The organism is Serratia ureilytica (assembly GCF_013375155.1).
GTDB lineage: Bacteria > Pseudomonadota > Gammaproteobacteria > Enterobacterales > Enterobacteriaceae > Serratia > Serratia ureilytica.
Genome location: NZ_JABXOF010000003.1, coordinates 500,033 through 513,811, shown reverse-complemented (window position 1 = coordinate 513,811; position 13,779 = coordinate 500,033). Strand labels below are relative to the sequence as shown.

General features: G+C 53.6%; 11 protein-coding genes and 1 tRNA gene. 7 read left to right on the top strand and 5 right to left on the bottom strand.

Annotated elements, in window-relative coordinates:
• Positions 1 to 3: 3 nt before the first annotated feature.
• The 3 genes from HWW83_RS08895 to HWW83_RS08885 form a co-directional block, all read right to left on the bottom strand.
• Positions 4 to 88: transfer RNA gene (locus HWW83_RS08895), tRNA-Tyr, on the bottom strand.
• A 175-nt stretch (positions 89 to 263) separates the two neighbouring features.
• A complete protein-coding gene (gene purU / locus HWW83_RS08890) occupies positions 264 to 1,112 on the bottom strand; it encodes a formyltetrahydrofolate deformylase (RefSeq protein ID WP_004932187.1) in 849 nt (282 codons plus the stop codon).
• A gap of 68 nt (positions 1,113 to 1,180) precedes the next feature.
• Positions 1,181 to 1,645 carry a YchJ family protein gene (locus HWW83_RS08885; RefSeq protein WP_033643306.1) on the bottom strand — a complete coding sequence of 155 codons (465 nt, stop codon included), beginning with the start codon at positions 1,643 to 1,645 and terminating at the stop codon, positions 1,181 to 1,183.
• A 118-nt stretch (positions 1,646 to 1,763) separates the two neighbouring features.
• Here HWW83_RS08885 and rssA point away from each other — a divergent pair, with 118 nt between their 5' ends.
• The 5 genes from rssA (at position 1,764) to HWW83_RS08860 (ending at position 7,321) form a co-directional block, all read left to right on the top strand.
• Positions 1,764 to 2,666: a patatin-like phospholipase RssA gene (rssA, locus tag HWW83_RS08880; RefSeq protein ID WP_042784708.1), complete on the top strand. Its 903-nt coding sequence runs from the start codon at positions 1,764 to 1,766 to the stop codon at positions 2,664 to 2,666.
• A 103-nt stretch (positions 2,667 to 2,769) separates the two neighbouring features.
• Entirely contained in the window at positions 2,770 to 3,783 is a 1,014-nt protein-coding gene (gene rssB, locus HWW83_RS08875) for a two-component system response regulator RssB (protein WP_176589211.1), read from the top strand.
• 213 nt (positions 3,784 to 3,996) lie between these two features.
• Positions 3,997 to 4,914 carry a UTP--glucose-1-phosphate uridylyltransferase GalU gene (gene galU / locus HWW83_RS08870; RefSeq protein WP_033650221.1) on the top strand — a complete coding sequence of 306 codons (918 nt, stop codon included), beginning with the start codon at positions 3,997 to 3,999 and terminating at the stop codon, positions 4,912 to 4,914.
• 43 nt (positions 4,915 to 4,957) lie between these two features.
• Positions 4,958 to 6,301 (top strand): UDP-glucose dehydrogenase family protein, encoded by a 1,344-nt coding sequence (locus tag HWW83_RS08865; RefSeq protein WP_046687225.1) that lies wholly within the window; start codon positions 4,958 to 4,960, stop codon positions 6,299 to 6,301.
• A gap of 9 nt (positions 6,302 to 6,310) precedes the next feature.
• Positions 6,311 to 7,321 carry an NAD-dependent epimerase gene (locus tag HWW83_RS08860; protein ID WP_033650223.1) on the top strand — a complete coding sequence of 337 codons (1,011 nt, stop codon included), beginning with the start codon at positions 6,311 to 6,313 and terminating at the stop codon, positions 7,319 to 7,321.
• A gap of 188 nt (positions 7,322 to 7,509) precedes the next feature.
• Here HWW83_RS08860 and hns read toward each other — a convergent pair whose 3' ends face one another.
• Positions 7,510 to 7,917, bottom strand: a complete 408-nt coding sequence (gene hns, locus HWW83_RS08855; protein WP_004932170.1) for a histone-like nucleoid-structuring protein H-NS — start codon at positions 7,915 to 7,917, stop codon at positions 7,510 to 7,512.
• Positions 7,918 to 8,621: 704 nt separating this feature from the next.
• Between hns and HWW83_RS08850 the strand changes: the two genes are divergently transcribed.
• Complete coding sequence (locus tag HWW83_RS08850) at positions 8,622 to 9,206, top strand: thymidine kinase (protein WP_033643301.1); 585 nt, start codon at positions 8,622 to 8,624, stop codon at positions 9,204 to 9,206.
• Positions 9,207 to 9,326: 120 nt separating this feature from the next.
• On the opposite strand, the gene adhE is transcribed toward HWW83_RS08850, so the two are convergent.
• The gene (gene adhE / locus HWW83_RS08845; protein WP_033643300.1) at positions 9,327 to 11,999 is read right to left on the bottom strand and encodes a bifunctional acetaldehyde-CoA/alcohol dehydrogenase; all 2,673 of its coding nucleotides are present in this window, start codon (positions 11,997 to 11,999) and stop codon (positions 9,327 to 9,329) included.
• A gap of 529 nt (positions 12,000 to 12,528) precedes the next feature.
• On the opposite strand from adhE, the gene HWW83_RS08840 reads away from it, so the two are divergent.
• A complete protein-coding gene (locus tag HWW83_RS08840) occupies positions 12,529 to 13,173 on the top strand; it encodes a YchE family NAAT transporter (RefSeq protein WP_015378089.1) in 645 nt (214 codons plus the stop codon).
• Positions 13,174 to 13,779: the final 606 nt, after the last annotated feature.

Genomic DNA, 13,779 nt, shown 5'->3' with positions numbered 1-13,779 from the left:
AGATGGTGGTGGGGGAAGGATTCGAACCTTCGAAGTCAGTGACGGCAGATTTACAGTCTGCTCCCTTTGGCCGCTCGGGAACCCCACCATATACATGGCTATTTAACTGGCCTTGCTTGCGAGAGCGCTGTCTCGGTAAGCGGGGCGCATCATATCAAATGAAGCGGATGTGTAAAGCATTGAAATGCAGAAAATGAATCGTTTGCCGTTTTTTTATTCTTGGCGGTGCATCCCTGAACGAAATGCACCGATTTATTGAGCGATTACAGAATAACGGTGCGATTGCCGTAGACGAAGACGCGCTGCGCCAACACCTGATACAGGGCTCGGCTGAGCACGTTTTTCTCTACGTCGCGGCCGGCGCGCATCATATCCTCGGCGGAATAGGTGTGATCGACGTGGATCACGTCCTGCATGATGATCGGGCCTTCGTCGAGATTGTCGTTAACGTAGTGAGCCGTGGCGCCGATGATTTTCACGCCGCGTTCGTAGGCCTGGTGATAAGGCCGCGCGCCGATAAACGCCGGCAGGAACGAATGGTGAATGTTGATCACCTGATTCGGATAATGTTGCACGAAGGCCGGCGTCAGCACGCGCATATATTTGGCCAACACCACGTAATCCGGCTGATATTGATCGATCTTGGCCGTCATTTCGCGGTCGTGCTGTTCGCGCGTCAATCCTTCGTGGCTCACCAGATGGAAAGGAATATCGAAACGCTCCACCAGCGTTTGCAGCGTGTCGTGGTTGCCGATTACGGCGGCGATCTCAACGTCGAGGCCGCCATAGGCGCTTTTCATCAACAGATCGCCCAGGCAGTGTGCCTCTTTGGTGACCAGCACCACGATGCGCCGACGTCCGGTGCTGTGCAACTCACGCAGCGAACCTTCCGGCAGCGCGCTGTCCAGATCGGCCAGCAGCGTGTTGTCGTTGAAAATGCCTTCCAGCTCGGTGCGCATGAAGAAACGCCCGGTGCGGTGATCGACGAACTCATTATTCTGGACGATATTGAGCTCGTGTTTGTAACAGATGTTGGTGATCTTGGCGATCAGCCCTTTGGCGTCCGGGCAGATGGTGCGTAACACTTTTCGTTGTACATTTTGGTGTGGCATGGGTTTGAGGATCCTGTCTGATACTGAACGGCCTGTCTGCGCAGGCGTTAACGTGAAGCGCCGGCCGGCTAGCGCCCGCAGCACTTCTTATATTTTTTCCCTGAGCCGCAGGGACATATCGCATTTCGGCCGGGCTGGGGTTTGCTGCCGTCGATATAATACCAACGTTGATCGCGACGAAGGAAGCGTGAGCGCTCATGCATCGCCTGGGGCTCGCCGCTTTCGCCATCGGTGAAGCGGGCGATGAATTCGACGAAGCCTTCGTCCGGCTCATGGCCGGTTTGCTCCTCGACGATCGTCAAGCCCAGCCATTCGGTGTTTTTGAAACTGTCGACGATCGCATTGCGCCACGCTTCGGCGCCGCAGTCGGGGTGCCAGGTGGCGATCAGATAGTCGACGTTATGATTCACGTAGGCGGTGAAGCGTGAACGCATCAGTTGGCCGGGCGTCGGCGCCGGCTGACTGCCGCTGATAAAAGGGGCGCAGCACGCGTTATACGCCAGTCCGCTGCCGCATGGGCATGATTCGGGCAAAATAACTCCTGAGAAAACGAGGCTGAAAATGAATTTAGCGCATATGTTACCTAACAATATTCGTCAGTGACAATCTACCCTGAAAGCAGAGAACACCTTTTACCGAGAGGATGGCGCTATGCGGCAAATCAAGATCGGACTGGCGCTGGGGGCGGGCTCGGCTAAAGGCTGGGCGCACATCGGCGTGATCAATGCGTTAAAGAAACTGGGGATTGAGGTCGATATCGTTGCCGGCTGTTCTGTCGGCGCGTTGGTGGGGGCGGCATTCGCCAGTCACCGTTTGCCGGTGATGGAGCAGTGGGTGCGGTCGTTCAGCTATTGGGACGTCATTCGTCTGATGGATTTTTCCTGGCAGCGCGGCGGTTTGTTGCGCGGCGATCGGGTGTTCACTGCCGTCGGGCAACTGTTGAAGATCAATGATATTGCCGAATGTGCGCTGAAGTTCGGCGCCGTGACGACCAATCTCAGCACCGGCCGCGAACTGTGGCTGACCGAAGGCGATATTCATCAGGCGGTGCGCGCTTCTTGCAGCATGCCAGGCCTATTGGCGCCAGTGTGGGCCGACGGTTATTGGCTGGTGGACGGCGCAGTGGTTAATCCGGTACCGGTGTCGCTCTGCCGGGCGCTGGGCGCCGATATTGTCATTGCGGTCGATCTGCAGCATGACGCGCATTTGATGCAGCAGGATCTGTTCTCGATACGCGGCGAGGACGAAAGCCCGGACGATACGCCTGCGGAGACCTGGCGCGGGCGCCTGCGGGAGCGCGTCGGCAGAATGCGCAAGCGCAAACCGACGACGGCGCCGACGGCGATGGAGATTATGAGCACATCGATTCAAATGCTGGAAAATCGCCTGAAGCGCAACCGGATGGCGAGCGATCCGCCGGACGTTTTGATCCAGCCTTTTTGCCCGCAGATCTCAACGCTGGATTTCCACCGCGCCGATGAAGCGATCGAGGCGGGGTTGCTGGCGGTTGAAAAACAACTGGATCGGTTGTTGCCGTTGATAAAAAATAGATAATTCTCGGTTCTTGGTTGGCAATGCGCGGTTGGTCTGTTTCAGACGAGCATAAGTGACCTTTTTGAGCCACTATTACACTATGGAAAGGGACGAGGCTCGGCTGATGGCATTACCACTCACTCACAAGCGTATCTTGATCGTTGAGGACGAACAGGTTTTTCGTTCCGTGCTGGTCGGTTATCTGACCTCGCTGGGCGCTGAAACCGGCGAGGCGACCAACGGTTTACAGGCGCTGAGTGCCGTCGATGACTTCAAGCCGGATCTGATTCTGTGCGATCTCGCGATGCCGGAAATGGGCGGCATCGAATTCGTTGAACACCTGCGTCTGCAGGGGCTGCAGATCCCGGTGCTGGTGATCTCCGCTACCGACAAAATGGCGGACATCGCCAAGGTGCTGCGTTTGGGCGTACAGGATGTGCTGCTGAAGCCGCTGACCGATCTCAATCGCCTGCGTGAGGCGGTGCTGGCGTGTTTATACCCCAATATGTTTACCTCCCTGGCGATTGAAGAGGTTGAGCTGTTTCAGGATTGGGACGCGCTGAGCAAGAATCCTTCCGAAGCCGTCAAACTGCTTAAGCAATTGCAGCCGCCGGTGCAGCAAACCATTGCGCATTGCCGGATCAACTATCGCCAGTTAACCACGGGCGAAAATCCCGGGCTGGTGCTGGATATCGCGGCATTGTCAGAAAAAGACCTGGCGTTCTATTGCCTGGACGTCACGCGCGCCGGTGATAATGGCGTATTGGCGGCGCTGCTGTTACGCGCATTATTTAATGGGTTGCTGCAAGACCATCTGGCTAATCAACAACATCGCCTGCCGCAAATGTCGGCATTGTTAAAGCAGGTTAATCAATTATTGCGGCAGGGGAAATTAGACGGTCAATTCCCGCTGTTGCTGGGATATTATCACGCCGAAAATAAAAACCTGATTCTGGTTTCCGCCGGGCTGCATGCCAACGTCAATACCGGCGACAATCAAATTCAGCTGAGCAACGGCGTGCCGCTGGGCACGCTGGGCGCCACCTACATGAACCAGATCAGTCAACGCTGTACGGCCTGGCAATGTCAGGTATGGGGCAGCGGCGGCCGATTGCGGCTGATGCTCAGCGCTGAATAATGGGCGTTGATCGGCGATATCTTAAGCTATTCACTTATCGGTAATTAAACCGTCTATTTCTTCTCCCGATTATCAGAACGGGTAATAGTCCTAAATGTTTTCTATTTGTGTTCTGGTTAATGCCAGGCGCGCATAAGCTGGTATACTCCGAAGGTTTTTTTATATCGAGCCCAAGCTCATAAAATGAGCGCTTCAGCTTTAAGAGAGGAAATAATGCCTGCTGTAAATCGCAAAGTCAGAAAAGCCGTGATCCCGGTTGCAGGCTTGGGTACGCGGATGTTGCCGGCCACCAAAGCCATTCCGAAAGAAATGCTGCCGCTGGTTGATAAACCGCTGATCCAATACGTCGTCAATGAGTGCATTGCAGCAGGGATTAACGAGATTGTGCTGGTCACCCACTCCTCCAAGAACTCGATCGAAAACCATTTTGATACCAGTTTCGAACTGGAAGCGATGCTGGAAAAACGCGTCAAGCGTCAACTGCTCGATGAAGTGCAGTCAATCTGCCCGAAGGGCGTTACCGTGATGCAAGTCCGCCAGGGGAATGCCAAAGGCTTGGGGCATGCGATTATGTGCGCCTACCCGATGGTGGGCGATGAGCCGGTCGCGGTGGTGTTGCCGGACGTGATCCTTGACGAATACAGCGCCGATCCGAAAAAAGACAACTTGCACGACATGCTGCAGCGCTTCGAAACCACCGGCATCAGCCAGATCATGGTTGAACCTGTGCCGCATAAAGATGTTGGCAACTACGGCGTAGCCGACTGTAAGGGCGTCGAATTGCATCCGGGCGAAAGCGCGCCGATGGTCAGCGTGGTCGAGAAGCCGTCGCCGGAGAAAGCGCCTTCCAACCTGGCGATTGTCGGTCGTTATGTCCTCTCCGCCGATATCTGGCCGCTGTTGGCGAAAACGCCTCCGGGCGCCGGCGACGAAATTCAGCTGACTGACAGTATCGAAATGCTGATGCAGCAGGAAACGGTGGAAGCGTATCACCTGAAAGGCGTGAGCCATGACTGCGGTAACAAACTCGGTTACATGCAGGCCTTCGTGGAATACGGCATGCGCCATGCCAGCCTGGGCAAAGAATTTTCTCAGTGGCTGCAACAGGTTGTTGCCGCTGACAAGAAGTAATTGAGTGATCTTTCGTCTTAATTTGAAAAACTAGGATTTTCACATGAAAGTAACAGTTTTTGGTATTGGTTATGTGGGTCTGGTGCAGGCCGCCGTACTGGCTGAAGTAGGCCATGACGTTATGTGTATTGACGTCGATGAGCGAAAAGTCGAAAACCTGAAAAAAGGGAATATCCCGATTTTCGAACCGGGTCTGACGCCGCTGGTGCAGCAAAACTATGAGGCCGGCCGTCTGCATTTCACCACCGATGCCAAAGCGGGCGTGGCGCACGGGACTATCCAGTTCATCGCCGTCGGCACGCCGCCGGATGAAGACGGTTCCGCCGATCTGAAGTACGTCACCGCGGTGGCGCGCACTATCGCCGAGCACATGACCGATCGCAAAGTGGTGATCGACAAATCCACCGTGCCGGTCGGTACGGCGGACAAGGTGCGTCAGGTGATGGCTGAAACGCTGGCGAAACGCGGCAGCAACGTGCCGTTTGACGTGGTATCCAACCCGGAATTCCTGAAGGAAGGCGCGGCGGTGGCAGACTGCATGCGTCCTGAGCGCATCGTGATCGGTACCGACAATAAAGATGTGATCGAGCCTATTCGCGAGCTGTACGAACCGTTTAACCGCAATCACGATCGTATGATCATGATGGATATCCGCAGCGCGGAGCTGACCAAATATGCCGCTAACTGCATGCTGGCGACCAAGATCAGCTTTATGAACGAAATGTCCAACCTGGCGGAAATGCTGGGCGCGGATATTGAAAAAGTGCGTCAGGGCATCGGTTCCGACTCACGCATCGGCTATCACTTCATCTACCCGGGTTGCGGCTACGGCGGCTCTTGCTTCCCGAAAGATGTCCAGGCGCTGATCCGCACGGCGGAGCAGATCGGTTACCAACCGAAGCTGCTGCAGGCGGTAGAGCAGGTCAACTATCAGCAGAAAGACAAGCTGAACAGCTTTATCAACGACTACTTCGGCGGCGATCTGAAGGGCAAAACCTTCGCGCTGTGGGGGCTGGCGTTCAAGCCGAATACCGATGACATGCGTGAAGCTTCCAGCCGCGTGCTGATGGAACAGCTGTGGGCCGCAGGCGCCACCGTTCAAGCCTACGATCCGGAGGCGATGAACGAAGTTCAGCGCATCTATGGCCAGCGTGACGATTTGAAGCTGGTGGGCACCAAAGAGGCTGCATTGCACGGCGCCGATGCGCTGGTGATCTGCACCGAATGGCAGAACTTCCGTGCGCCGGACTTCGATGTGATCAAGGGTGCGTTGAAGCAGCCGGTGATCTTCGATGGCCGTAACCTGTACGATCCGGAGCGTTTGGCAAATCGCGGCTTTACCTATTACGCAATTGGCCGCGGCGCCTCGATTAAACCGGTTATTTAAGGAGTGAGCATGAAATTCCTGGTTACAGGCGCCGCAGGGTTTATTGGCTATCACGTTGCAGAGCGTTTGTTGACCGCCGGTCATCAGGTTGTCGGCATTGATAACCTGAATGATTATTATGATGTGGGCCTGAAAATGGCCCGTCTGGATCGACTGGCGGATAAGCCGGGATTCCGCTTTATCAAGCTGGATTTGGCCGATCGTGAAGGCATGGCGGCATTGTTTGCCGAGCATCAGTTCCAGCGAGTCATTCATTTGGGGGCTCAAGCCGGCGTACGTTATTCGCTGGTCAATCCGTTGGCTTATGCCGATGCTAACCTGATCGGTCATTTAAACGTTTTGGAAGGCTGCCGTCATAATAAGGTTGAGCATTTACTTTACGCCTCTTCCAGCTCGGTATATGGCCTGAATCGCAAGCTGCCGTTTGCCACCGAAGATTCTGTCGATCATCCGGTGTCACTGTATGCGGCGACTAAAAAAGCCAACGAGCTGATGTCACACAGCTATTCCCATTTATACGGTCTCCCGACGACCGGGCTGCGGTTCTTTACGGTATATGGTCCCTGGGGGCGCCCGGATATGGCGCTGTTCAAGTTTACCAAAGCCATATTGGCCGGGGAGAGCATCGACGTATATAACCACGGTGAAATGCACCGAGATTTTACTTACATCGATGACATCGCCGAGGCGATAGTGCGGTTGCAGGCGGTTATTCCGCAGGCGGATCCGTCATGGACCGTTGAACAGGGATCGCCGGCAACCAGTTCAGCGCCGTATCACGTTTATAATATCGGCAATAACACCCCTGTTAAACTGATGGAATATATCAGTGCGTTGGAGAAGGCATTGGGGGTGACGGCCCGTAAGAATATGCTGCCGATGCAACCGGGCGATGTGATGGATACCAGCGCGGATACGGAAGAGCTTTATCGTGACATTGGCTTTAAACCGGAAACCAGCGTTGAAGAGGGCGTGAAGCGCTTTGTTGACTGGTATAAGGCATTCTATCAGGTTCAATAATTGAACGCGGATAAATGCGACAGAAGGGGCCTTTGGGTCCCTTTTTTTTCGCTGCGATCTCATGTACGGCGCAAAAGCGAATTAGGATATTTACTAAAAGGAGAGAGGAATGACGGGATCAGGGTTATACGCTCTAAAAATGAAAAGGCCCCCCGCAGGGAGCCTTTCAGATACGGACTGAATCGCTATTACAGCAGGAAATCATCCAGAGATTTACCTTGCTCTTCGATTGCTTTCTTAATCACCGCAGGAGTACGGCCTTGGCCGGTCCAGGTTTTCAGCTCGCCGTTTTCGTCTTTATATTGGTATTTAGCTGGACGTGCTGCACGTTTTGCTTTGCCGGCAGCCTTGTTGGCAGCCATGGTTTGCAGCAGTTCATTTGGATCGATACCGTCAGCAATCAGCATTTCACGGTATTGCTGCAGTTTACGAGTGCGTTCTTCGATTTCTGCTTGAGCCTGGCTGTCTTCTTCGCGACGTTCGTTCACAACAACTTCCAGTTTCTCGAGCATTTCTTCCAGCGTTTCCAGTGTGCATTCTCTTGCCTGGGCGCGCAGAGTGCGGATGTTGTTCAAAATCTTTAATGCTTCGCTCATTGTCCTAGTCTCAAATTATATTGGTGGGGGGCGTCTCGATAATAATAGAGTGCTCTTTTCTTTTCTGCAATAGCCAAATTGGCTTGAATACTCAAATTTACCTTTAAAAAAACCGTTAATCGGATCAGTCCGACTAATAATAGGAAGGGCTGTTAACTATTACCCTTGGCACGCTTAAGTCAAAATTTCAGCAGACAGGCTTTAAAAGGCGCGTATCACAAGGCTTTCATCGATAAGTTATCGTAGTAATTTATATCAATATTACAATGAGTTCTGTGGGCTTAATCACGCCACGGCATGCCAGACATTGTAAACAATAGGGGTATATAGGTAAAGATTGCGTCAGTAAACCTTGGCGCGTCGGCGCAGGTGATTAAATGCCCGGTATTGGGCTCGCGTATAATAGACGGGGGCTCCGCCGCGGCTGCAGCGCCAGCGAGAGGGAATGGGCAAGTCGGCATTAATGGGCAAATCACCGGGCTTAACCATTAGCAAGAATTAATAGTGATGACAGGCATACATTATCCTGTAAATAGCTGTAAAAAGAACAGGCCGACAGAACGATATGTTTCGCTTGAAAGCGCATTATTACGGCGAACGCAATATTCGTTCGCTTTGGGCTGAGCCGGGGGGGCGGGTTATGGTACACTTACCGTCCTAATCAACATTTTGAATATTTCTTATACCATCGGAGTTGCGGGGCCATGGCTCAACTTTATTTTTATTACTCTGCGATGAATGCCGGCAAGTCCACCGCGCTGCTACAGTCTTCATATAACTATCAAGAGCGCGGTATGCGCACGCTGGTGTTCACTGCGGAGATCGATCACCGCTTTGGCGTAGGCAAAGTCAGTTCGCGCATTGGTTTATCCTCGCAGGCGCAGCTCTATAACAACGACTCGATGCTGTACGCCATGATCCAGCAAGAGCATCAACAGCAGCCGGTGCATTGTGTGCTGCTGGATGAAAGCCAATTCCTGACCAAAGCGCAGGTTGAGCAATTATGCGATGTGGTGGACCAACTGGACATTCCCGTATTGTGTTACGGCTTGCGTACCGATTTTCTCGGCGAGTTGTTTACCGGCAGCCAATATTTGCTGGCCTGGGCCGATAAGCTGGTGGAATTGAAAACCATCTGTCACTGCGGGCGTAAAGCCAACATGGTGTTGCGGTTGGATGAGCATGGCAAGGCGATGCACGCCGGCGAGCAGGTGGTGATTGGCGGTAACGAGAGCTATGTCTCCGTCTGTCGCAAGCATTATAAAGAGGCGATCCACTCCCTGGAGTAGGGGCGAAAATGCCGCCAGCGCCCGCTGAGGCGTTTTGGCGGCGGGATAAGAAAAACCGCGCGCCAGACGCAATAAAAAAACCCGCCATTCGGCGGGTTTTTTCATCGGTTCACGGAACCGTTATTTCTTGGGCTTCTTTACTGCGGTTTTGGCTGCGACCGGTGCAGCCGCTTCCTCTTCCACCGTTTCGCTGAACTCGCGGCCATAGAAGGTATCCAGCATGATTTGCTTGAGTTCGGCAATCAGCGGATAGCGTGGGTTGGCGCCGGTGCATTGGTCGTCGAAAGCGTCTTCCGACAGCTTGTCGACTTTCGCCAGGAAGTCGGCTTCTTGCACACCCGCCTCACGGATGGAAGCTGGGATGCCCAACTCGGTTTTCAGCTCGTCCAGCCAGGCCAGCAACTTCTCAATCTTCTGCGCGGTGCGGTCGCCCGGTGCGCTCAGGCCGAGGTGGTCGGCGATTTCAGCGTAGCGGCGGCGCGCCTGAGGGCGGTCGTACTGGCTGAAGGCCGTCTGCTTGGTCGGGTTGTCGTTCGCGTTGTAACGAATGACGTTGGAAATCAGCATCGCGTTAGCCAGGCCGTGCGGAATGTGGAACTCCGAACCCAGTTTGTGCGCCATGGAGTGACAAACCCCGAGGAAGGCGTTGGCGAAAGCGATACCGGCGATGGTGGCGGCGTTGTGCACGCGTTCACGGGCAACCGGGTTCTTCGCGCCTTCTTTATAGCTGGCCGGCAGATACTCTTTCAACAGTTTCAACGCTTGCAGCGCCTGGCCGTCAGAGTATTCGTTCGCCAGCACCGACACGTAGGCTTCCAGCGCGTGGGTCACCGCATCCAGGCCGCCGAAGGCGCACAGGGATTTCGGCATGTTCATCACCAGGTTGGCGTCGACAATCGCCATGTCCGGGGTCAGCGCATAGTCGGCCAGCGGGTATTTCTGCCCGGTGGCGTCGTCGGTCACGACGGCGAATGGCGTGACTTCCGAACCGGTGCCTGACGTCGTGGTGATGGCGATCATCTTCGCTTTCACGCCCATTTTCGGGAACTTGTAGATACGCTTGCGGATGTCCATGAAGCGCAGCGCCAGATCCTCGAAGTGGGTTTCAGGATGTTCGTACAGCACCCACATGATTTTCGCGGCGTCCATCGGCGAACCGCCGCCCAGCGCGATGATGACGTCCGGTTTGAAGGAGTTCATCTGCTCGGCGCCTTTACGCACGATGCTCAGCGTCGGATCGGCTTCCACTTCGAAGAACACTTCGGTTTCGATGCCGTGTGACTTGAGAACCTTGGTGATCTGGTCAGCATAGCCGTTGTTGAACAGGAAACGGTCGGTCACGATGAAGGCGCGTTTCGCCCCGTCGGTCGCCACTTCTTCCAGCGCGATTGGCAGCGAGCCACGGCGGAAGTAGATCGATTTCGGAAGTTTATGCCACAACATGTTTTCTGCTCGCTTCGCTACAGTTTTCTTGTTGATCAGGTGCTTAGGTCCGACGTTTTCAGAGATGGAGTTACCACCCCAGGAACCGCAACCCAGCGTCAGCGAAGGCGCGAGTTTGAAGTTATACAGGTCGCCGATACCGCCCTGAGAAGCCGGGGTGTTGATCAGGATGCGAGCCGTTTTCATTTTATCGCCGAAGTAGGCGATGCGAGCCGTTTGGTTATCCTGGTCGGTATACAGGCAAGAGGTGTGGCCGATACCGCCCATGGCGACCAATTTTTCGGCTTTGGCGACGGCGTCTTCGAAGTCTTTGGCGCGGTACATCGCCAGCGTCGGCGACAGTTTTTCATGGGCGAAAGGTTCGGACTCGTCGACCAGCTTCACTTCGCCGATCAACACTTTGGTGTTGGCCGGCACTTTAATGCCCGCCATCTCGGCGATTTTCGGCGCGGATTGCCCGACGATGGCCGCGTTCAGGCCGCCGTTTTTCAGGATGATGTCCTGCACCGCCTTCAGTTCTTTGCCCTGCAGCAGATAGCCGCCGTGGGAAGCGAAGCGCTCGCGTACCGCATCATAGATAGCGTCAACGACGATGACCGACTGTTCGGAAGCGCAGATAACGCCGCTGTCGAAGGTTTTGGACATCAGGATAGAGGCGACCACGCGTTTGATGTCTGCGGTCTCGTCCACCACGACCGGCGTGTTACCGGCGCCTACGCCGATTGCCGGTTTGCCGGAGCTGTAGGCGGCTTTCACCATGCCCGGGCCACCGGTGGCCAGGATCAGGTTGATGTCAGGGTGGTGCATCAGCTGGTTGGACAGCTCGACGGTAGGTTGGTCGATCCAACCGATGATGTCTTTCGGCGCGCCGGCGGCGATAGCGGCTTGCAGCACGATGTCGGCGGCTTTGTTGGTGGCATTCTTCGCACGCGGGTGCGGCGAGAAGATGATGCCGTTGCGGGTTTTCAGGCTGATCAGCGCTTTGAAGATCGCGGTAGAAGTTGGGTTGGTGGTAGGAACGATACCGCAAATCAGGCCGATAGGTTCGGCGATGGTGATGGTACCGAAAGTGTCATCTTCAGACAGGATGCCACAGGTTTTTTCATCTTTATAGGCGTTGTAGATGTACTCGGAAGCGAAGTGGTTTTTGATCACTTTGTCTTCGACGATACCCATTCCGGATTCTTCCACGGCCATTTTGGCCAACGGGATACGGGCATCAGCAGCGGCGAGGGCGGCAGCGCGGAAGATTTTATCCACTTGCTCTTGAGTGAAGTTGGCATATTCGCGCTGGGCTTTTTTGACACGTGCGACAAGCTCGTTCAGTTCAGCGACATTCGTTACAGCCATAATGCTCTCCTGATAATGTTAAACTCTTTCAGTAAATAAGCCGTGCGAGCCACTAGTATAGTCGTAACGGGGATAAGCGGTGATGAGAATACCGGGGTCTTCCCGCGTTATTTCTTCGCATGCTGCTGATTTGCTTAAAGAGCTTCACCCTACGCCAACCGGAGGGGCAGGCAGTGAGGAGAACGGAACCGGCGATGCCGCGGCCTACTTTGTTCTACTCCCTGACTACGACTAAGAGCTTACCCACTGTTGGGTAGTTGATTTGTGATCTAAATCATGAAAAGTGCAAGCTGACACCTTTCAGCTTGGTGTTTTTGAGAGTGATTCTCAATAACTGTGATCGGTGACTCTTTTTTCAACATAAAAAATCAAAAGGCCATACATCACTTTAACAAAGGGCATTTGTTTTGTTGCCTAACTTGCTGGTAGTCAAAAATGCTGCTCTGGCCGGATGGATTACCCGCGGCAATTCCATTACATTAGCGCGCATAGTCAGCACACCTTTACAGCAATTAACGCGGAGCCATCTGTGGGCCAATCTCTGTTGGATCTTTCCGGCTTTATCAAGTTCTTTGTCGGTCTGTTTGCGCTGGTCAACCCGGTGGGCATCTTGCCGGTATTTATCAGTATGACCAGTTACCAGGCGGAAGCGGGGCGCAATAAAACCAACCTGACCGCCAACCTGTCGGTTGCCATCATTCTATGGACATCGCTGTTCCTGGGGGAAGGGATATTGCGGATGTTCGGCATCTCCATCGATTCGTTCCGCATCGCCGGCGGTATTTTGGTGGTGACCATCGCCATGTCGATGATCAGCGGCAAGCTGGGTGAAGATAAGCAGAACAAACAGGAGAAATCGGAGAGCGCGATCCGCGAAAGCATCGGCGTGGTGCCGTTAGCGCTGCCATTGATGGCGGGGCCGGGGGCGATCAGTTCCACCATCGTGTGGAGTTCCCGTTATCACAATTGGCAAAGCCTGCTCGGCTTTACGGTGGCGATCGCCTTATTCGCTTTTTGCTGCTGGTTATTGTTCCGCGCCGCGCCGCTGTTGGTGCGTTTGCTTGGGCAGACCGGCATCAACGTGATCACCCGTATCATGGGCCTGTTGCTGATGGCGCTCGGGATCGAATTTATCGTTACCGGCATTAAGGCGATATTCCCCGGCCTGTTGTAATCGCTCTCGCTTGGCCGCGCCTCTGACCTTGAGCGCGGCTAAAATTAATTTTAAAAGTTAAATTATTTATTGGTTCGCATTATTATAGTGCACAAGATGAATAAAATTTATGCCATTGCACTCTTATGTTGCATAAATCTCATGTTGCTGCTTAAAAAAAACGCTAAGCGTTATTTCAGACACTTTTCTTTCCCCATTTCCGCGCGTTTTCTCCTCGTTAAACGGTAAAGCTGTTGTTAAATTAATCACATCATTCTGTGGGGCTTGTCTCACTTTCATCCAGGTGTTATTAGTGATTAACCGCCTGTAGGCAGGTGTTTGTTCTTTGAATGGCTGGTTTGTTAACTGAATGTTTCTTTGTGCGGCAATGGTATTGCGTCGACAGTTTCAAATGAAACTAATTTTGAGTTTTCTCCTTTAAAATCAAAGTTTTTTTCATGTCTTCCTTTGCCCTTCATCACAAGGGCCGGATCGGGCTTGGTGCGATAAAAGAGAGTTGCTTAACATTTTTGTAAAATTTATTGGCTATGGAATTTGGCTTCTGCTAATTTCCGAGCAACTTTCCCGTGGTCAATTAACTGAAATGCGCCATAAAAACGGGAATGA

Bases quoted from the DNA above. Each gene is read 5' to 3' on its own strand.
- purU (WP_004932187.1), bottom strand. From the start codon at position 1,112: ATGCCACACCAAAATGTACAACGAAAAGTGTTACGCACCATCTGCCCG.
- rssA (WP_042784708.1), top strand. From the start codon at position 1,764: ATGCGGCAAATCAAGATCGGACTGGCGCTGGGGGCGGGCTCGGCTAAA.
- rssB (WP_176589211.1), top strand. From the start codon at position 2,770: ATGGCATTACCACTCACTCACAAGCGTATCTTGATCGTTGAGGACGAA.
- galU (WP_033650221.1), top strand. From the start codon at position 3,997: ATGCCTGCTGTAAATCGCAAAGTCAGAAAAGCCGTGATCCCGGTTGCA.
- HWW83_RS08865 (WP_046687225.1), top strand. From the start codon at position 4,958: ATGAAAGTAACAGTTTTTGGTATTGGTTATGTGGGTCTGGTGCAGGCC.
- HWW83_RS08860 (WP_033650223.1), top strand. From the start codon at position 6,311: ATGAAATTCCTGGTTACAGGCGCCGCAGGGTTTATTGGCTATCACGTT.
- hns (WP_004932170.1), bottom strand. From the start codon at position 7,917: ATGAGCGAAGCATTAAAGATTTTGAACAACATCCGCACTCTGCGCGCC.
- HWW83_RS08850 (WP_033643301.1), top strand. From the start codon at position 8,622: ATGGCTCAACTTTATTTTTATTACTCTGCGATGAATGCCGGCAAGTCC.
- adhE (WP_033643300.1), bottom strand. From the start codon at position 11,999: ATGGCTGTAACGAATGTCGCTGAACTGAACGAGCTTGTCGCACGTGTC.